The sequence below is a fragment of the Gilliamella sp. BG3 genome, assembly GCF_046635605.1.
Classification (GTDB): Bacteria; Pseudomonadota; Gammaproteobacteria; order Enterobacterales; family Orbaceae; genus Gilliamella; species Gilliamella bombi.
This window is the reverse complement of sequence record NZ_JBIDFE010000003.1, coordinates 119,139-139,460: the sequence shown is the minus strand read 5'-3', so window position 1 is coordinate 139,460 and position 20,322 is coordinate 119,139. Positions and strand designations below refer to the sequence as shown.

The following is a 20,322-nucleotide window of genomic DNA, read 5'->3' as shown; positions in this document are numbered from 1 at the left end:
TATATAAAAATTTAATAATATAGAAAGGATTAACTACATTTTTATAATAACCAATTATTGAATTTTCAATAATTAAACAAAAAATGGGTTAATCCTTTTGATTAATACTCATTATTTAAATAAAAAAACGCCATCAATACTTTCACTGATGGTGTTTTTTAGTATAATAAATTAACTATTTCAATAAACTATTTGCCTGAGCTATTACATTTTCAACAGTAAAGCCGAATGCTTTAAATAGTTGATCAGCTGGACCTGACTCACCAAAGCTTGTCATGCCAACGACTTTGCCGTTAAGACCAACATATTTATACCAGTAATCGCTGATACCAGCTTCAATAGCTAGGCGAGCTGTCACTGATGATGGCAATACTGACTCTCTATAAGTGCTATCTTGTTTATCAAACGCATCAGTTGATGGCATTGACACAACTCGCACTTTTTTACCCGCTTGTGTAAGTTGATGATAAGCTTCAACTGCAAGTTCTACTTCTGAACCAGTAGCAATAATTATCAACTCTGGAGTACCAGTACAATCATTTAAGATATAACCGCCTCGATAGACATTGGCTAATTGTTCAGCTGTACGTTCTTGTTGTTTTAAATTCTGTCTTGAGAAGATTAATGCAGTTGGACCATCTTTGCGCTCAATACCATACTGCCAAGCAATAGCTGACTCCACTTGGTCACATGGGCGCCAAGTACTCACATTTGGCGTAACTCGTAAGCTTGCCATTTGCTCGACGGGTTGATGCGTTGGTCCGTCTTCACCCAAACCGATTGAATCATGAGTATAGACAAATAAAGAACGTATTTTCATTAACGCAGCCATACGAACGGCATTGCGTGCGTACTCCATAAACATTAAGAATGTTGCACCATAAGGAATAAATCCACCATGTAAAGCAATACCGTTCATGATTGCTGACATACCAAACTCACGCACACCATAATGGATATAGTTACCATCAGCATTAGCTAAAATTTCTTTAGAGCCTGACCACATGGTTAAGTTACTTGGTGCTAAATCTGCTGAACCACCTAAAAATTCAGGTAAAGCTGGCGCAAATGCTTCGATAGCATTTTGAGATGCTTTACGAGTTGCAATAGTTGCTGGATTTGCTTGTAGTTTATTCACTACATCGTTAGTGATTTGAGTCCAATTTGCTGGCAAATCACCATTAACACGACGTTTGAATTCTTTCGCTAATTCAGGATAGACCTTAGCATAAGCATCAAAACGAGCATTCCATTCATCTTCTACTTGTTTACCTTTTGCTTTCGCATCCCAAGCATCATAATAATCTTTAGGAATTTCAAAAGCAGGATAATTCCAACCTAATGATTTACGGGTTGCTTCAATTTCAGCATCACCTAAAGGTGCACCATGACTTTCATGGCTACCTGCTTTATTTGGCGAACCAAAACCAATTACCGTTTTACACATTAGTAGTGATGGTTTATCACTTACTGCTTGCGCTTGTTCAATCGCTTGTTTTAAGGCTTTAGCGTCATGCCCATCAATACCACGAATAACATGCCAACCATAAGATTCAAAACGTTTTGCGGTATCATCAGTAAACCAACCTTCTACCTCACCGTCGATTGAAATTCCATTATCGTCATAAAATGCAATTAGTTTACCTAGCTTTAATGTGCCTGCTAATGAACACACTTCGTGCGATATTCCTTCCATCATACAACCATCGCCCATAAACACATAAGTATGGTGATCAACAATTGTATGACCTGCTTTATTAAATTGTGCCGCTAATGTTCTTTCTGCAATTGCCATACCTACAGCATTGGCAATACCTTGCCCAAGTGGACCTGTGGTTGTTTCGACACCTGGCACATAACCATATTCAGGGTGTCCTGCAGTTTTTGAATGCAACTGACGGAAATTTTTAAGATCATCAATCGTCACATCATAACCAGTTAAATGCAATAGGCTATAAATCAACATAGATGCATGACCATTTGATAAAACAAAGCGGTCACGATCAGCCCATTTAGGATTGGTTGGATTGTGTTTTAAAAAGCCACGCCAAAGTACTTCGGCCATATCCGCCATACCCATTGGCGCACCAGGATGGCCTGATTTTGCTTTTTGCACGCCATCCATGCTTAATGCCCTTATCGCATTCGCCAGTTCGCGGTGAGATAGTGTGGTTGCATTCATGTCATCATCTCCAAAAAATTTTGAGTTTAAATTTGATAATACCTGCAAGGTTAACATCACTTGCAAAATCGTTATTTAAATTAACGAAAGAAAATAGCATAAAAATGGGGAGCATACTCCCCAATTGTTTTATATGATTATAACAATGCGCCAATCATATCTTCTAATTTGCCTTGATCTACGGCAAAAGCACGAATCCCTTCGGCTAATTTTTCAACTGCCATAGCATCGCTATTATGTTGCCATCTAAATTCGGCCTCAGTCATTGGCGCAGGACGAGCAACTATGGTTTGATTTGGATTGAGCTTCTGTACAACAGGCGTATTTGATTGTTGCATTTCGGCCAGTAAGTTAGGCGAAATTGTCAATCTATCACAACCTGCTAATGCTAAAATCTGATCGACCTTACGGAAGCTAGCCCCCATAACAATAGTTTTATAACCGTGTTGTTTATAATAATTAAAGATATTACGCACAGAAATTACGCCCGGATCTTCATCCGCAACATAAGGTTCGATTGATTTTTTAGCTTGATACCAATCATAGATTCGGCCCACAAAAGGCGAAATTAAAAATGCATTTACTTCAGCACAAGCACGTGCTTGTGCGAACGAAAATAGCAAAGTTAAATTACAGTTTATCCCTTCTTTTTCTAGCACTTCAGCCGCTTTAATACCTTCCCAAGTTGAAGCAATTTTAATTAAGATACGTGACTTATCAATACCCTTTTCTTCATAAAGTGCAATAATTTTACGTGCCTTTTCAATACATCCTTGTTTATCAAAAGACAAACGAGCATCCACTTCGGTCGAAATACGACCAGGAACTGTTTTTAAAATTTCGGCGCCAATATTAACTGCAACCTGATCACACGCATTAACTAATTGTTGTTCTTTACTGCCACCAATTTTTTTCGCAGTTTCAACTGCAGAATCAATTAAATAACGATATTGAGGAAGTTGCGCTGCTTTCAAAACGAGGGAAGGATTGGTTGTTGCATCTTCGGGGGAAAACTGCTTAATAGAATCGATATCACCAGTATCGGCTACCACTACAGTTAATTTTTTAAATTCATCTAATTGACTCATACATTTTATCCTCATACAACGTTTTACTATAATGAAAGTATAATAACATTTATTCAACAATAAAACGACTTTGTCATGAGGTGGTCATTAATCTATCTTGTTGTCAAAAATCAGACAGGCTGAAAACATAAAATGTAGCCTCAGACTCTGATAATATAGAATCACTTATCCATGTTTGCTAGCTTATCCATACAAATAAAATTAATTCTGTGAATTTAATCACAAAATCAAATCAGCGTTAATTAGCATCATTTATCTATGATGCAACAAAATAATTGACAACACATTATAAATGTAAAAAGTTACTGATTCATGATTCAATTAAACCCAAACATATTCAACATTACCAGCTAAGTGACAGTTTGAACAAGAGTGACACTTATTAGTTTGGCAAAACAATAGCTGATCTTGTACTATGAGCTTTATCATCCCTTTTTTAATCCAAAACCCTAACATCTGCTCAGCTGCACTTTCAGGTAAACGAAAATGGCGTGCAACATCTTGCAATGGTACACGGCCTTTTAATTGTACATAATCACGAATCGACGTTATTAACATAGCAATAATCCGATAATTAAAGTTACGAAAAATCACAAATCTTTTCTCTATCTATATTTTTACAAATTAGCTAGCCAGCTACTTACTGACAGCATGATGATTCTTTACACTGTTGTAGATTCGGTTCCGTTTGTTGGTTAAATGATGAATATCGCCCTAAAATACGCATAAACAATAGTGCTACAACAATAAATACACTACATCCCAAAAGCCACCAACCTGCCATAGTAGAATGCCCAAGCAAAGTAAATTGATAATAAATCGTTGCTGTTAGCCATGCGATAGTAAAAGTCCAAATTGCCACAAATATCATCCATCTAAAACCAGCCTCTCGGTACACAGCTCCTAATGCAGCAGCACAAGGTGTATAAAGTAAAATGAAGATCAAATAACTCATCGCATTCGAAGACGAACCAAAAGCGCCCTTGATTTGAGAAATTGTTACCGAATTTACATCCAAATCAGACTGAAGTGAATCAATATTTTGTGAAACTGTATTAAACCCTAGTGGATCTAATACTGCATCTGATAGATCAACTAAATTCTTAGGAATCGTTGCCAACGCATCTACAATCCCTTGTGATAAATCAAATGACTTGGTTGCTTGCTCATTGTCATCGCCCATCGAATAAAGCGAATTAAGCGTTGCAATCACCGACTCCTTAGCAAAAATACCCGTAAAAATTCCCACCGTTGCGGGCCAATTATCGTGTTTAATCCCCATTGGTGCAAATGCTGGAGTGATTGTTTGGCTAACAACAGAAAGCATAGAGTCCTGCGAACTTTCGTGTCTAAACGAACCATCACTCCCCCATGAATTAAGCATACTTAATATTGTTACCATCAACACAATGGCTTTACCTGCTTTAAAAATAAACGACTTTAAACGTTGCCAAGTTAAACTAATTAGACTACTTAAAGTCGGAATACGATACACTGGCATTTCCATAATAAACGGTGTTAATGAACCTTTTAATAGCGTAAATTTAAGTATAAATCCGGTTATCATTGCCACAACTACACCAAGCAAATATAAGGCAAACACCACTAAAGAAGCATTTTTAGGGAAAAATATCACAGCGAATAAAGCATACACCGGCAATCTTGCTCCACATGACATAAAAGGAATCATACAGATCGACATAATACGATCACGTGTACTTTCTAACGTTCGCGTGCCCATAATGGCTGGCACACCACAACCGAATCCCACTAACATTGGCACAAATGCTTTTCCCGGCAAACCAATGCAACGCATCAGCCGATCGATTACCATTGCTGCTCGCGCCAAATAACCAGAATCTTCCAAAAAAGATAAACAAAAAAACATCGCCCCAATGACAGGAATAAAAGTTGAAACAGTTTGAATGCCGCGGCCAATCCCATTAGCTAAAACAGCCGTAAGCCAATTCGGTGCATTGATAGCATGAAGTAACTGCGTTGTGCCATCGACAAAGATAGTACCACACAGCACATCAAAAAAATCAATAAACACAGCCCCAAAATTAATTGCTAGCATAAACATGGCATACATTGCGAGTAAAAAGAACGGAATACCAGTAATACGCCCTAAAGTAATATTATCCAATATATCTGAAAATCGACGACTAAGTTCACGTGGTTTATCAATCACTTTCTTACAAATTGTATCAATCGTATCATAACGTGCACTAGCAAGCGCCACATCAATTTCATTATCACACCATTTTGCAAGCAATGAACGGCAGTTTGCAAACATCTCTTTTTCGCATTCGAGTAAGTTATAACGCGAATCATCTAATAACGCATCCATCAATTGCCAACGATTGAATTGATGCACAACACTATCATCTGGTAACTCACAAATACAACGATTAATCACCGCTTGCTGATCATCGCCAAGCAAATCAATCGACGGTTGAGCTACTTGTGGCGTGATTACCATGTTTTCGATTTGTTGATAAAAGCACGATAGCCCCATTTTTTGGGTTGATGATAATGCCACAACAGGGCAACCTAACAGTGTTGACAACATATCAACATTAATCTGTTCGCCCATGGCTTTAACTGCATCCATCATATTTAATACAACAATCATTGGCACTTGCAAATCAATTAACTGACAAGTTAAATACAGACTACGTTGCAAATTAGTTGCATCCATAATATTAATAATAACACTATCACTATCAGACAACACAAACTGACGTGCGATAAGCTCATCTTGTGAAACACTAAGTGGGTCTGGTTCGATCGAATATGTACCAGGCAAATCAACGACTTCATATTGTGCATTATGATAAGTAAAAACACCTGTCTTACGTTCAACAGTCACTCCAGGCCAATTTCCTACACGTTGCTTTGAGCCAGTTAATAAATTAAATAATGTCGTCTTACCACAGTTAGGGTTACCAATTAATGCTATCTTCATTTACTTACCTCCATAACTTCAATAGCTTGTGCTTCTTTACGACGCAAACAAAGCCAAAATCCACGCATTTTAATTTCAATCGGATCACCAAATGGTGCAACTCGCACAACCAGAACCTTACACCCTGGTGTAATCCCCATTGCAAGTAACTTTCGACGAAAAGGTAACGATTCGGGTAACAACCTAGTAATAACCGCCTCGTGGCCTAAAGGTAACTGGTTAAGAGTAAAAAATGACATTACGCTTCCTAAAAATGACAACAGTGCTGATATAAATAATCATATAAAATTAAAAATACATATTTTAGAAAGAAATGAAGTTATTTTTAGTGTAAAAATGCGAATTATTCTCAACAAAAATAAATAAACAGTAAAAAAATAGTAAATATAATTAAACAATAAAAAATACAAACCTTCGCTGTGTTGTGTTTCTAAATAGGTAAAATAAATACTCACGATGTAAATACCCCAAACTTAGTACACTCTCACGTAGAAAATTAAGCTGCCTGTTTTCGTGTTTTTAATTCAATAGGCATCATATTATTTGATGTCTTATGTGTAAGATATTACTAATATTGTTTACGGTAATTTGAGAAACTACTGTAATAATTAGTCGTAAAAAACAAAATTAGCGCTTTATCACCAGCAAGCGATATGGCGTTTATATCATAAAGAAAAAACGACGGCCATTGATTTGGCTAAACGCTATTACAAAACCTATCCAAGCAAAATGCTACAGGTTGATACCAAAGGTTTATCTTTACTTATAAATCAAACGAAACAGCAAACTAGAAAAATTATTTTCTAGTATTAACATGATTTTTTTGTTTTTTTACTTAAACACGGTGTTTTCCTGAAACTTTTTGACAAAAATTGGACAGTCTTTGTTTGTTAGATAAATATTTGTTTAGATAAACTGCGTGATAATCGCTGTATCAAGCAAAAATGTACCAATCCCACCTGTCAAACCGATGTGAAAGCCGAAAGAGTGATACAAACTTTGAATTGCGATGTGGCATAATCGGCAAATATTTAGCGATTCAAAAGATAGAAAACAAAAACTTAAACGCTTTATTAATTTTTATTATACCATTAAACCCCATAAAGCGATTTCAGGCAAAACGCCTTATGAGTCTTTAGAGGATTATTTTAATTATGAAGTGTAAACAACTCGGCGTTTTCATACAGATTAAGAACTAAATGCTAAAAGCTAAGGTGCGGTGCAAACGACACGGCGGACGTTGAAGGCAACGGTGAAGCGGACGTCGCCATCGCCCGGGTCGGCATCGAACTGCTCGCTACCTGCTGCGTCGCTCGTCCAGTGGAAGTAGTTGATGAAGCCCACATCAGTGTTGTAGTGGGACATGGAGCCCCACTCCGTGAAAAAGCCAGCGCCTATGTGACGCTGGTAATGATTACCTGATGAACTAGGTGTGGCGCCTACTAAGCCTTGACACCAACTTCCTGAACCCAAACCAGGACAAACTGCATTGGTTAAATCTCTTACCCGTGGCATTCGATAACCCAAACTATTACACCATGCTAAATGGTCACTATAAGTTTTCAATCGATCACCCCGATTGACGAACCACTGCCTTAATACAAATCCATATTTTACTACCTCAACGCCATATATATCTCTACCCACTAACTCAAACGTCTGCGGTAACTGTGGCTTAGTAATTAGGCTAGGATTTGGATTATCCCATTGATTTCTTGCCTCTGGACCTGTTAACTTAACACGGGCGACAACTTGTCCCCAATCCCCCTTATCCTCCCAAGGAATCCAATAGTCATTATTAGCTACAACATTTGTCACTGTTGCAGTAATTCCCTCATGCGTGACAGGTGCCCATGTCAATTCTTCTGGTTCTATTCCTGTTATGAGTAAATCAAAATATAAATTATGCGCACCTGTAGTCGGAAAATTTAGGCTGTATGATTCAGGATTGATTGATTGAACTAAAAAGCCCTTCTTAGGATTCCATATGTCAGCTGGACCTGCGTATTCGTCATTACCCAAAAATAGATTCGGCCTTGCATACTTGATAACTGGCGACTCTGGTAGCATTATTGCATCACTACGATTACCCGCTCGATACTTTTTGCCATTCGCCTGTACATTCCATGACGATGACAATAATAACAATGCTAATACTAGCAAAGCTGTTTTAGGTGATTTGAGCGATAATTTCGATAATACGTTGAGAGATAATTTGGAAGATATAAATAAGTTTTGTGTAAAAACTCGTCGAATAGGATTATTTGATAAATTTAAGACATAGGTTTGCCAGTGCTTGTGCCTTGTGCCTTGTGCCTAAAATGATAATGCATTACGTTCCTCGTGTCAAGTAATATTTTGTTTTATTTGAATTTTTATAATTATTTGCTTATTTAATAAGCTTGTTTTCCTACAGCGATAAAAGTATAACCATTTATAAAATAGTTGGCTAGTTTTTTGGCGGACTTTTTTGTAAAGAAATGTAAAGATGAAAACTGATCCTCGCCAAAAAAGTGGACAAAAGTCACCTCTATGATATAAACAAAAATCATAGGAGACAAATATCATGGTCAAAAAATTTAGTATCGAATTCAAACAACAATCAGTGGATTATGCGTTATCTAATGCACACCTTTCTATCAGCGAACTTGCCAATCATCTAGGTGTGGGTAAATCAACCCTAGATAAATGGATTAGGCAACTTTCCCCGAATAAAACTAGCCGTCGAGAGTTAACCGCTGAGCAACAGCGGATTATGGCGTTAGAAAAAGAGATTAAAGAACTGAAAATGGCTAATGATATACTAAAAAAGGCGCATGTGCATATCATCAACAATCCAAGTCGGTGAAGTACACTTATATGAAAAATCATTTAACCAGCTATCCGGTTACTAGGATATGCTCATTACTTTGTGTCAGTTCATCGGGTTATTATGCTTGGTTAAAAAGAGCAAACAAATCAGCTAAACTCAGCGAGTATATTCAAAAACAGTATTGGCAACATAAAGCCCGTTTGGGTGCGCTAAGCCTGCTTCATGATGTTAGGGATACAGGCTATTTAGTGTGTAATACATTAAAGCAAACTTTGTTTCGGCGTCACTTTCCTAAAAATGTCTTCATTCATAGTGACCAAAGAATTCAATATTCCAGTGCTGATTTCAAGCAATTATTGTTACAATATGGACTAAGGCAAAGTATGAGTCGAAGAGGAAACTGCTTTGATAATGCTGTTGTTGAAAGTTTTTTCATACACTCAAACCCCATATTATTCATTGTTGTTACTATAAAACGAGGATGCAGGCTAATAAAGCACTATTTGAATATATTGAAATCTATTATAATCGTATTCGTCGTCATTCAGCCAAAGGCTAGATATCGCCGCAGCAATATGAATAGCAATTTTACCAAAACAATAAAATGATAGCGGTGGGCACTGTCTAATATTTTTGCAAAGATCAATTATTACTTTGATAAAAGAAGTATCTAAGAAAAATGTTCAGCATAGAATGAATCGAAATACTAACTAGAGGCAAAGATTAACGCAATGTGAACTTGAGAACATTCAATGTGATAGAGGACTTTAATCGTGAGGCGCTAGGCATTGATATTGCAGTCAGTTTACCGGCAGAAAGAATTACCCGTTACTTAGATAAACTGGCCGAATATCATGGATATTTATTAAAAATACGGGTCGATAATGGACCAGAATTTACAGGAAAAACCTTTATAAACTGGGCTAAATCACATGATATAGTCATTGATTATATAAAGCCCGGTAGCCCTTATCAAAATGGCTATATTGAACGATTTAATCGTACCTATCGTACTGAAGTACTCGATTTATATCTTTTTAACAACTTAGCACAAGCAAGGAGAATAACCGAAGAATGGTTAACGATTTATAACACCGAAAGACCACATGAGGCGTTAAATAACATGACACTGCTCGAATATAAAACATTAAAACAAGCAGCTTAATTTTCTACGTGAGTTGTGTACTAAGTTTGGGGGATTTACAGTTCTTTGGTTGATTATTCTCTATTTACATATAAACTTCCCACAGTTCAAGGATTAAGAACTAAACACTAAGGTACGGTGCAAACAGCATAGCCACCTCCAGAGGTGCCCCACTGATCCACATAACCATTACGGTGAATATATAAGTGAGTTGTATTTGATACCGCATCATTCGTCCAAATATCACCACGACCAAAACCTGCCACATCACCATAATAGGATAAATCGCTCCACTCACTTAAAAATCCTGCCCCTATTTGACGTTGGTAATATAGACTACCGGACGACGGTGTGGAGCCATCTATGTCGCTTATACATGGAAAATAAGCATTATCCACACCACATTTCGCATTGCTTAAATCTCTTATCTTCGAAAAACGATAACCCAAACTACTACACCAAGTTGCTTGCTCAGGAACAGTAGTATATTTCTCTCCCCGATGGACAAACCACTGCTTTAGCTCAAATCCATATTTAACAACCACACCACTACTATTCTTCCCTTCCAACACAAATAGTTGCGGCAAAGATGGCACAGTAAGTCGACTAGGATTACTTGATTGTATTTGGATATTATTCGCCCTAGGACCATTTAACGTTACTCGCGTTACGTTTTTGGATTTATCTGTAATCCAATCATCATATGTAGTAGTGCCCGTGCACCATCGGCATGGAATGGTGAATGAGTCTGAACGAGGTTTTACCCAATTCACTGTTGCAGTTATCTCTCCTTGAGTTTCTGAAGACCAGGTCAACTGACTTGCATCTACCCCGCCTATATCCAAATCAAAATATAATCCATCTGCCCCCGTAGTGGGAAAATTAAGGCTATAAGAAGATGGATTAATTGACTGTGTTAAAAAACCTTTAGTAGGATCCCATATACTAGATGGCCCCGCAAAGCGAGGATTATCTCCAGCAAAATTAGTACCACCAAATATCAAACGAGGCCTTACATAGCAAACTTTAGGCTGCTGTGAATTTGGGTTGATATAATATGACACCGTATTTCCGTTTAAAGTACTTCTATTTGGCACACCATACTTTGTTTCTAAAGTAGCATCCGTACTACTTAATGTTATCCTATAAGGTGCATTACAAATATCTAATATATCACTGCGACTAACGGCATTACTATTTTTATCAGTAAACGATACTGATATATTCCCTGTCGCAGTGACACTATTAGCTCCCTGTCCATCTCCATCATCATCTCCCCAATTACCTTGTGTTACCAAGCTACTTATACTCACAGAGTCGGTTGATGGTGGAACTATCATTTCAATATTAGCAAGCGTATCACCTGCATTAGGTAAATGAATTGGCGTCATCGCTGAGTTATTATTTTGTGGAGTGAAAACTTGACCGTCCGATAACTTAATACTTATTAAATCATCAGTTGTAGTTAATTTAGTGACGCCACCATCAAGCGTCAAATACGGCGCAGAGCCGTTAATAACCTGTGAGGTCCGAGCTAACAACGCCTGCGAACTCACTGAATATGGCAATAACAACAATGGTGCAAAAACTATGGCTAATTTGGATAACAAGTTGGAAATCGACGGCAATCTTGGCGATTTCGCTAGATTTGATAATAAAAAGCAAAATGGAGTTTGTTTTTGATTACGGTAAAACTTAAATAGATTTAAGGTATAGCACTGCCAATGCCTGTTATTATTATAGCACACAATATCTAACCTCCTGTTAATTTGTGTTTTATTTTTATAGTTGTTTATTTTTTAATGAGCTGCGTTTTGCCATAAAATAATCAAAATTATAGCTAACTAAATACTAAAGCGCTAGTTTTTGGCAAAATTTTCTAAAAACCTAGCACAGGATGCAGAATGAAGCCTTCGGCTGCCCGACGCAGGATAAAAAGCTATATTGACCTTTAGGTGTTGTGAAATATTGGTGGGTTTTTCAATATTAAACATAAAACTCATCAAAAAAATAAATGAGTTTATGTTTATTTAGGTGAGTAACTAAAATTTAGATTTTAATGATTAATTGTTTTTAGGCATTGCAACTAACTTTTTTAGGATAAAATTCAGAATGACGCCATAAAGTGGCAAAAAGAATAATCCGCAAATTAGAATTTTAAAACTATAGTCCATTAACGAAATTTCGATCCAATGATTTGCCATAAATTCATCGCTACTTTGATAAAATGCGATAGCAAAAAAGACAATAGTATCAATACCATTACCAAATATTGCCGATGCTGTTGGGGCAACCCACCATGATCTGTTTTTTCTTAAATAGTTAAAAACAGTAATATCCATTAGTTGTCCAACTAAATAAGCGGCAAAACTAGCCAATGCAATTCGAAATACGAAGCTATTAAATTCCGTCAATGCTGATAATCCAACCCAATGGGTTTCAAAAAATAGTACCGAAATCAGGTATGAAAATAACAATGCAGGAATCATTACAACAAAAATGATTTTTCTCGCTAAACTAGCACCATAAATTCGAATAGTCAGATCGGTAGTTAAAAAGATAAACGGAAAAGTGAATGCCCCCCAAGTTGTTTGAAAACCAAAAATTTCGAATGGGATTTGGACTAAATAATTGCTTGAAGCAATAACCAATATGTGAAAAAAAGCCAACCAGTAAAGCGCTTTTTGCTTTTGTTTACTGGTAAAACTTTTTTCTATCGATTCTGAATGAACATTTAAGTACATCTTTTTTCCTTTTTAATGGGGTGAGAGAACCCAATGATGAATGAATTTATTTAGCTTGAGCCATATATTCTTGTAGGCCCTTATTGCGCAATAAACAACTTGGACACTTACCACATCCCCCTTCAACACCGTAATAACAGGTGTGGGTATGTTTTTGAACATAATCAAGATAACCTAGTTTATCAGCCATTTCCCACGTTTGCGCTTTAGTCAAATACATCAGTGGCGTGATGAGATTAAACGCATAGTCCATGGCTAAATTCATTGATACATTCATTGATTTAATAAAGACATCACGGCAATCTGGATAACCACTAAAATCGGTTTCACAAACTCCAATAATAATGTCAGAAATTCCTTGTTGCTTAGCATGACAGCCAGCCAAAAGTAAAAAAAGCATATTACGCCCATCAACGAAGGTATTGGGGTAATCGCCATCTTGAGCGGCTTTAATTTCTTGAGCGTCATCAATCAACGCATTATTTGTAGTTTGTTTGATAACTGAAGTATCAATGACGGTTTGTTTAATACCAAGATCATCAGCAATCCTTTTAGCTTTTTCAAGCTCTATTGCGTGACGTTGACCATAGTGAAAACTGATTGCCTGAACGTTTTCACGTCCATAATCAGCAATGGCTTGCAGTAAGCAAGTGGTTGAGTCTTGCCCACCAGAAAATATAACTAGTGCTTTACGAGTTTGCATTAACTGTTCCTGTTTGGATAGATTAGATTAGCGATTATCCACTTTTTCTGGATACATGTCGTGATTGGCTAATCGATTAGCCGCAACTTGTTCCCAATGAGTATCCGATTTGCCATAATTGGCATAAGGATCAATCGAAATGCCACCTCGCGGAGTGAATTTTCCCCAGACTTCGATATATTTAGGATCCATTAATTTAATCAGATCTTTCATAATGATATTAATGCAATCTTCATGGTAATCGCCATGATTACGAAAGCTGAACAGATAAAGTTTTAACGATTTACTTTCGACCATTTTAATATTGGGCACGTATGAAATATAAATTGTCGCAAAATCAGGTTGCCCTGTGATAGGACAAAGACTAGTAAATTCTGGGCAATTAAATTTAACAAAATAATCGTTATTCGGATGTTTATTAGCGAACGTTTCGAGTATTTCAGGACAATAGGTTGTTGGATAGCGAACAGACTGATCGCCTAGTAGTGTAATTTTACTCATTATTTTTCCTTAGTTTTTTAGCGTGGGAGGTTCACGAACCACGTAACAAGGCGCACACCATACTCTTTTTGCTTTAAAAAGTCTAGTATGACAATAGATTTATAAAAAATGTAAAACTAACACCGTCAACAATAACTATTGATGGTGTTAATAATAAAATATCGTTGAAGAGCAAATAAATCAAGAATCGGGAAATACTCTGCCTGATATCGTTTATTTCGCTCCCAATTCTTTATAAAAATCAGATAATTTAGTTTTAGCTTCATTAAGTTCTTTTTCAGCATCAGCTAATTTTGTTTGTTGTTTGACAATTTTCTGTTCATTATCTTTATCTTTCGCTTTCGCTTTTGATTTTGATTTTGATTTTGCTTGTTCTAATTCTTTAGTTCTTTCAGCCACTTTATTTGATTTTTCGTTAATCTCTTTTTTATATTTGGCTTCTAAATCATCATTTGAACAATGCTTATTTAAGTTACGTAATGATTTTTCAAGCCCTTGGATTTGATGAGAATTATTATTTTTTTTAGCATAATCAATCTGTTTTTCAATAGCCTGTTTTTTGCTTTCACACGTAAGTCCCTTTAGTTGTTCATTTGAAGCATAAGCACCAAATGATAATGAGATAGCTAATGTAATGACACTCAATTTACTTATTAACCGAATTACTGATTTCATACGAATTTTTCCTTAATTTTATTTTCTTAATTGAACACAATTGACTTTATGATCTTTACCTTTAGTTAGAATAAGGTTCGCTCGTTCTTTTGTAGGTAAAATATTTTCAACTAAATTTAATTCATTAATTTCTCGCCAAATACGATTGGCAATATTTGTAGCTTCATGTTCTGGAAGTTTTGAGTAGTGATTAAAATAAGAGTTAGGATCGCTAAATGCACCCTCCCTAAATTTTAAAAACCGATTTACATACCAATCATGTAATAATGACATATCAGCATCAACATAAATTGAAAAATCGACATAATCCGAAACAAAAACTCGGTTATTCGCTTGTGGATAATTCAGTGTACTTTGCAGTACATTCAAACCTTCAAGAATCAAAATGTCAGGACTATCAATAACGATTTCTTCATCTTCGACAATATCATAAACTAAATGAGAATAAACGGGTGCTTTAACTTGTGCCTGTCCTGATTTTATATCAGCAACAAAATTAAGCAATTTTTTTATATCGTAAGACTGAGGAAACCCTTTTTTATTCATTATTCCATGTTCTTCAAGATATCTATTTGGATATAAAAAACCATCAGTTGTTACCAAAGATACTTTGCGATGTTCAGGCCAACGGGTTAATAATGCTTGTAGTACTCTAGCGGTAGTACTTTTACCTACAGCAACACTGCCTGCAATGCCAATAATGTAAGGTGTTTTTTGACTTTTACCTAAGAATTTAGATAAAACAGCTTGCCGATTAAAATTATTGCTGATGTAATAATTAAGTAATCTAGATAAAGGTAAATAAATTTCACTCACTTCATCCATGGATAAATCTTCATTAATACCTTGTAACGAAACTAATTCATCTGCAGTTAAAGTCATTGGTACAGTATTACGTAAGCTAGCCCATTCTTGACGATTAAATTTCAGATAAGGGCTTAAGTGATTTTTCATTTTATATTGTTCTCTAATTCGATCTAACAAATTTATTTGACTCAGATTATACATAAATTTCTTTTTTTACAATCTTAAATTAGCATGACGTCATCATCATAGCTATATTCTGGACTTACTGATAAAATACGTTTGTAAAATGATTAACCCTAATATTAGACAGAGATTTTATGTTAAAAAATAAATCAAAACAGAAAGCTAAAAAAAGCCGTCAAGAGATTAATGAAGAATCTCGGGAACTGAAGCGTAAACGCAAACACAAAGGTTTACCAAGTGGCTCTCGCTTTAATAAGCTAGATAATAATAAAAATAAAAATTCGACAAAAACAACCAAAGATCCAAGAGTGGGTAGCAAAAAACCTATTTCTTTAATTGTTGAAGATTCTAACAATATAGAAAAACCTGTTAAACAATCTAAACCAATTAAAACGATTTTATCGCCACAACAAGAATTAGAACAGTTAGAGAACGATCCAAAATTAGATATGTTACTTGATCTAGTCGAGCAAAATGTCAAACTCACTAAAGATCAACAAATTTATCTTGATAGAAAATTGAATCGTATCGATGAACTGATGCAAAAGCTTGGTTATACTGATGAAGACTTTGATGATTTTGAAGAATTAGACGAAAAGAAAGAAGATATTGTTAGTTTATTAAAACGAAACTAATGATAGTAAAATATAATCGGCAATCGTGATAGTGTGTGTCTTGATATCAGTAGGAATATAATCTATTGGATTATATTCCTACTGATAATTTAAGCTTAGAATCCATTATTTTTATTCAGTCAATTAATAATTAACAGTGAGCAAATCATAGTGCCAATATTAATTATGTTAAGTTTATATTTTGGGTTGTTGATTTGCACATTGTTATATTTAAATAAAACTAATCGAATCAAAATTAAAACCAAAATCAAGAACCAACAAAAAGCAATAGTAAAAATTCATAAAAATAACAACACTAAAGATAGACATAAGTGGAAGTAAAAAGCATGACTGATACGCAATTATGGGATCAAGCGATAATTGAAAAATATAATTATTCTGGCCCAAGATATACCTCTTACCCTACTGCACTTGAATTTAACGAAAAATTTAATGAGCAGGAATTTTTATCGGCAGCAACTCGTTATCCTACAAAGCCGTTGTCGCTTTATGTACATATTCCGTTTTGTCATAAGCTTTGTTATTTTTGTGGTTGTAATAAACTTATTACTCGCCAAACACAAAAAGTTACCAAATACCTTGATATTTTAGATATTGAAATTGCCGAACGTGCAAAATTATTTAAACATCGCACGGTAACACAAATGCACTGGGGTGGTGGTACACCAACTTTTTTAAACGATGCTGAAATTACTCGATTGATTACCTCGTTAAAAAAGCATTTTAATTTTGTTGCTAATGCCGAACTATCCATCGAAATTGATCCGCGTGAAATTACACCACAAACAATTGACCATTTAGCAAGTGTTGGTTTTAATAGGCTAAGTATGGGAATTCAAGATTTTAATCACGAAATCCAAAGCCTAATTAATCGTGAACAAGATGAAACATTAATACGGTCTCTTATTAATCAAGCACGTAAAAATAATTTTCACTCAATTAGTTTAGATTTAATTTATGGCCTACCAAAACAAACCATTGAAAGTTTTGCCGAAACGCTTAATAAAGTGATTGAGATTTCTCCCGATCGTTTAAGTGTATTTAATTATGCCCACTTACCAAGCCGTTTTGCTGCCCAACGAAAAATTAAAGATGATGATTTGCCTAATGCCAATCAAAAATTGCAGATCCTACAAACTAGCATTAAAAAGTTAACCGAAGCTGGTTATCACTTTATCGGTATGGATCATTTTGCTAAGCCCTCTGATGAATTAGCTATTGCTCAACAAGAAAATAAATTGCATCGTAATTTTCAGGGGTATACAACTCAAGGCGATGCTGATTTACTTGGACTTGGTGTGTCGGCCATTAGTATGTTAGGTGATAGTTATGCGCAAAATCAGAAAGATATAAAAATCTATCAAACTCAGGTTGAGCAAAAAGGACATGGATTATGGAAAGGATTCACCTTAAATCGTGACGATAAGATTCGTCGTGATGTGATAAAACAGCTTATCTGCCATTTTCATTTAGATAAAAATGTCATTGAACAGCAATACCAAATTCAATTTGATGATTATTTTTCCGAAGATTTAAAATTACTAGCTCCATTGCAAAAAGATGGATTAGTGACAATCAATAACAATATAATCGAAGTCCAACCTAAAGGACATTTATTGATACGCAATATTTGTATGTGCTTTGATATTTATATGCGAAAAATGGCAAGGCAGCAGCAGTTTTCTAGGGTTATTTAATTTGAAGTCGTTTGTCAAATTGCCGTAAACAATATGAGTAATTCCTACAAAGTAAATATTATGATAATATTTATTCTAATTTAATAAAAAATAATAAATAAATTATTTATTTTATTGTGATTAAAGGTTAGCTTTTAAATTCACAATTTTAGCCTTAGACATGAAATTTTTATTTTTAATAAGGAGTATATTGATAAAATGGCATTGATGAATAAATTAGTAGAAGTATTTCCAACTCGCCCTTTAAAAGTCATGAATTTAAAGCAAGAAGGCTCAATGCATCAAATAAGAAGATTACTTGCAGCAATAATTCTCTTTGCGTTAGCTTTATTTATGGCCATAAGAAATTATCCTGGATTAATTGATGATTATAAAATATCACAGAATCCTGTTGTGGTTGACTATGATGTAGAAGGAACATGTCGTGCAAGACGTATGGTTGATAACTGTTCAGTGAAAATTACTACTGATACAGGACAAGTTATTAAGCGTGATTATACTTTCATTGGGGGGAAAAAAGGAAATTATCAAGTTGTAACTGTCGCTTCGGCCGATGATCCATCACTAGTAACAATCAATTTAGCTATTGATAATATGCGGACTGTATTTGTGGCTACTACTGGTCTTATTCTTTTGTTGTTGTTGGTTACATGGATGAGTTTAGGATGTTTCTTAAGAACACATAAAATGATAAAAGTTATCAAGGAAATTAACGGGCAAAAATTAACACCTGTTATTGTACCAGTTAAACTAGTCTCTTATGGTAAAATAATAACTGCCTTATATCGTGCAAGCAATGCACAAGGAATAAATGCTAAATATGCAGCCAATTTTAATAAAGACTCAAACGGTGGACCAATCATTATAGGTGATAAGATTAGAAATAAATGTAATGTGTTGGCCGTAGTTGGAGAAAGCAACTCTGTTCCTATTCTTCTTGACCAAGAATTTATGCGCTGTGATTTTACCTATAATGAAATGCAGGCATTAAAAGAAGCTCTCTCTTAATCCAGATATGATATCAAGAATAGTGAAATCAGTTTGTTATTAAATATTTAAATTTTATACCTAGGGCGATAACATCGCCCTATTTTTTTAAACAAAATAAACAGCACTTATTAATGGCTTGCTAGATAAACCTTAAATTTCGTCGTTTGGGCAATCACTTCAACGCTTTTGAATGTTTCATCTAAAATGGTTTGATACGGTAAAAATGAATTTGCCACAATGCACAAATAACCATTTAATTTTAGGTGTTTTTTTGCTTCTTTGATTAACGTATTAACGGCCGTGTAATTAGTCTGTTTACCATCATGAAAAGGTGGATTCGAAACAATAAGATGATATTTATCATTTAGATTTGAAAAAACGTCACTCGCTACAACTGTGGCATTAACATGATTACGGTTTAACGTGGCTTTACTTGATTCAATTGCTGCACAGCTTACATCAGATAACGTTAGTGCTATATCAGGATTTAATTTACCTAGCACCGTGGACAAAATGCCCGAACCACATCCCACATCTAATACATTACCTTTAATAATATCAGTACGATCCATCAATGCATTTAACAATAATTCACTACCAGCATCTAAGCCTTTTTGGCTAAAAACACCAGGTAAGCTTTTTATTTCAATATTCTGATTTTCAATAGTTAAATGATAACTTAACCACCATTCATCAAGATTAAATACTAAACGGCTATCTGCCTGAAAATGATATAAACCACAACGTCTTGCGCTATCGATTTTTTGAATTGTACCAAAATCATTCAATAAAGCTTCCACGCTTTTTACACCTGTTTTATTTTCACCTATGATAAAAATATCACTACCTTTTGGCATATTATGCAATAAATAAGAAAGCTGAAATTGTGCTTCGCTTTTAGTTTTTGGCCAATAGTAAATCAGTGTATTCATTCCTACGTAAAAATCCGCTTCTGGCAATAATGAAAAATAGGTGTGATTGCCTCGTGCACTAGCTTTTAGACGTAAATAAGTATGAAATTGTGTGCAATGAATCTTAACTTGATTTGCCGACATAATAGATGGATAACTATCCTGAATATCACCAGCTATCAGCACATTTTTATCGTTAAAAAATGTTTGGTGACGCTCAAGTACTTGACTTACTGGGGTAAAAGCAGATGTTGCCATATTTCCTCAATGAAAAACCTTTAT

Annotated in this window: 19 protein-coding genes, 1 pseudogene and 1 riboswitch; of the genes and pseudogenes, 7 read left to right on the top strand and 13 right to left on the bottom strand. The window is 35.2% G+C overall.

Going from position 1 to position 20,322, the window contains the following annotated elements:
• Positions 1–175 precede the first annotated feature (175 nt).
• The 6 genes from tkt to ACGH6S_RS02300 form a co-directional block, all read right to left on the bottom strand.
• The gene (gene tkt, locus ACGH6S_RS02325; RefSeq protein WP_411578669.1) at positions 176–2,182 is read right to left on the bottom strand and encodes a transketolase; all 2,007 of its coding nucleotides are present in this window, start codon (positions 2,180–2,182) and stop codon (positions 176–178) included.
• A gap of 137 nt (positions 2,183–2,319) precedes the next feature.
• Positions 2,320–3,270: a transaldolase gene (tal, locus tag ACGH6S_RS02320; protein ID WP_296301997.1), complete on the bottom strand. Its 951-nt coding sequence runs from the start codon at positions 3,268–3,270 to the stop codon at positions 2,320–2,322.
• A 321-nt stretch (positions 3,271–3,591) separates the two neighbouring features.
• The gene (locus ACGH6S_RS02315; RefSeq protein ID WP_411578670.1) at positions 3,592–3,864 is read right to left on the bottom strand and encodes a FeoC-like transcriptional regulator; all 273 of its coding nucleotides are present in this window, start codon (positions 3,862–3,864) and stop codon (positions 3,592–3,594) included.
• Between the two features lie 46 nt (positions 3,865–3,910).
• Entirely contained in the window at positions 3,911–6,238 is a 2,328-nt protein-coding gene (gene feoB, locus ACGH6S_RS02310) for a Fe(2+) transporter permease subunit FeoB (RefSeq protein ID WP_411578671.1), read from the bottom strand.
• Positions 6,235–6,477: a ferrous iron transport protein A gene (locus ACGH6S_RS02305; RefSeq protein ID WP_065589913.1), complete on the bottom strand. Its 243-nt coding sequence runs from the start codon at positions 6,475–6,477 to the stop codon at positions 6,235–6,237. The genes feoB and ACGH6S_RS02305 overlap by 4 nt, the downstream gene beginning before the upstream one ends.
• A gap of 970 nt (positions 6,478–7,447) precedes the next feature.
• Positions 7,448–8,377 carry a hypothetical protein gene (locus tag ACGH6S_RS02300; protein WP_411578672.1) on the bottom strand — a complete coding sequence of 310 codons (930 nt, stop codon included), beginning with the start codon at positions 8,375–8,377 and terminating at the stop codon, positions 7,448–7,450.
• Positions 8,378–8,804: 427 nt separating this feature from the next.
• On the opposite strand from ACGH6S_RS02300, the gene ACGH6S_RS02295 reads away from it, so the two are divergent.
• The 4 genes and pseudogenes from ACGH6S_RS02295 to ACGH6S_RS02280 all read left to right on the top strand — a co-directional run bounded on the left by ACGH6S_RS02295 (position 8,805) and on the right by ACGH6S_RS02280 (position 10,215).
• Positions 8,805–9,086, top strand: coding sequence for an IS3 family transposase (locus tag ACGH6S_RS02295; protein WP_034915696.1), 282 nt, complete (start codon positions 8,805–8,807; stop codon positions 9,084–9,086).
• Positions 9,087–9,097: 11 nt separating this feature from the next.
• Positions 9,098–9,442: pseudogene (locus tag ACGH6S_RS02290) on the top strand (hypothetical protein); the annotation flags it as partial.
• Positions 9,443–9,531: 89 nt separating this feature from the next.
• Positions 9,532–9,609, top strand: a complete 78-nt coding sequence (locus ACGH6S_RS02285) for a hypothetical protein (RefSeq protein WP_363319045.1) — start codon at positions 9,532–9,534, stop codon at positions 9,607–9,609.
• A gap of 174 nt (positions 9,610–9,783) precedes the next feature.
• Positions 9,784–10,215 carry an integrase core domain-containing protein gene (locus ACGH6S_RS02280; RefSeq protein ID WP_174799462.1) on the top strand — a complete coding sequence of 144 codons (432 nt, stop codon included), beginning with the start codon at positions 9,784–9,786 and terminating at the stop codon, positions 10,213–10,215.
• 107 nt (positions 10,216–10,322) lie between these two features.
• Here the strand turns inward: ACGH6S_RS02280 and ACGH6S_RS02275 are convergent, their stop codons facing one another.
• The 6 genes from ACGH6S_RS02275 to coaA all read right to left on the bottom strand — a co-directional run bounded on the left by ACGH6S_RS02275 (position 10,323) and on the right by coaA (position 15,771).
• Positions 10,323–11,942: a hypothetical protein gene (locus ACGH6S_RS02275; protein ID WP_174799461.1), complete on the bottom strand. Its 1,620-nt coding sequence runs from the start codon at positions 11,940–11,942 to the stop codon at positions 10,323–10,325.
• Positions 11,943–12,257: 315 nt separating this feature from the next.
• A complete protein-coding gene (locus ACGH6S_RS02270) occupies positions 12,258–12,938 on the bottom strand; it encodes a 7-cyano-7-deazaguanine/7-aminomethyl-7-deazaguanine transporter (protein WP_174799460.1) in 681 nt (226 codons plus the stop codon).
• Between the two features lie 46 nt (positions 12,939–12,984).
• Positions 12,985–13,641, bottom strand: a complete 657-nt coding sequence (queC, locus tag ACGH6S_RS02265) for a 7-cyano-7-deazaguanine synthase QueC (protein WP_174799459.1) — start codon at positions 13,639–13,641, stop codon at positions 12,985–12,987.
• A 27-nt stretch (positions 13,642–13,668) separates the two neighbouring features.
• Positions 13,669–14,142, bottom strand: a complete 474-nt coding sequence (gene queF / locus ACGH6S_RS02260) for a preQ(1) synthase (RefSeq protein WP_085165658.1) — start codon at positions 14,140–14,142, stop codon at positions 13,669–13,671.
• A 3-nt stretch (positions 14,143–14,145) separates the two neighbouring features.
• A riboswitch (PreQ1 riboswitch) is annotated at positions 14,146–14,190 on the bottom strand.
• Between the two features lie 165 nt (positions 14,191–14,355).
• Entirely contained in the window at positions 14,356–14,817 is a 462-nt protein-coding gene (locus ACGH6S_RS02255; RefSeq protein ID WP_174799458.1) for a DUF1090 domain-containing protein, read from the bottom strand.
• Positions 14,818–14,835: 18 nt separating this feature from the next.
• Complete coding sequence (coaA, locus tag ACGH6S_RS02250) at positions 14,836–15,771, bottom strand: type I pantothenate kinase (RefSeq protein ID WP_085165730.1); 936 nt, start codon at positions 15,769–15,771, stop codon at positions 14,836–14,838.
• Positions 15,772–15,941: 170 nt separating this feature from the next.
• Here coaA and yihI point away from each other — a divergent pair, with 170 nt between their 5' ends.
• From yihI to ACGH6S_RS02235, 3 genes are all read left to right on the top strand, one after another.
• Positions 15,942–16,442, top strand: coding sequence for a Der GTPase-activating protein YihI (yihI, locus tag ACGH6S_RS02245; protein ID WP_085165662.1), 501 nt, complete (start codon positions 15,942–15,944; stop codon positions 16,440–16,442).
• 326 nt (positions 16,443–16,768) lie between these two features.
• Positions 16,769–18,139 (top strand): oxygen-independent coproporphyrinogen III oxidase, encoded by a 1,371-nt coding sequence (hemN, locus tag ACGH6S_RS02240; RefSeq protein ID WP_174799457.1) that lies wholly within the window; start codon positions 16,769–16,771, stop codon positions 18,137–18,139.
• Between the two features lie 198 nt (positions 18,140–18,337).
• Entirely contained in the window at positions 18,338–19,147 is an 810-nt protein-coding gene (locus ACGH6S_RS02235) for a hypothetical protein (protein ID WP_085165666.1), read from the top strand.
• A gap of 110 nt (positions 19,148–19,257) precedes the next feature.
• Here the strand turns inward: ACGH6S_RS02235 and rsmC are convergent, their stop codons facing one another.
• Entirely contained in the window at positions 19,258–20,298 is a 1,041-nt protein-coding gene (gene rsmC / locus ACGH6S_RS02230) for a 16S rRNA (guanine(1207)-N(2))-methyltransferase RsmC (RefSeq protein WP_411578625.1), read from the bottom strand.
• Between the last annotated feature and the right edge of the window lie 24 nt (positions 20,299–20,322).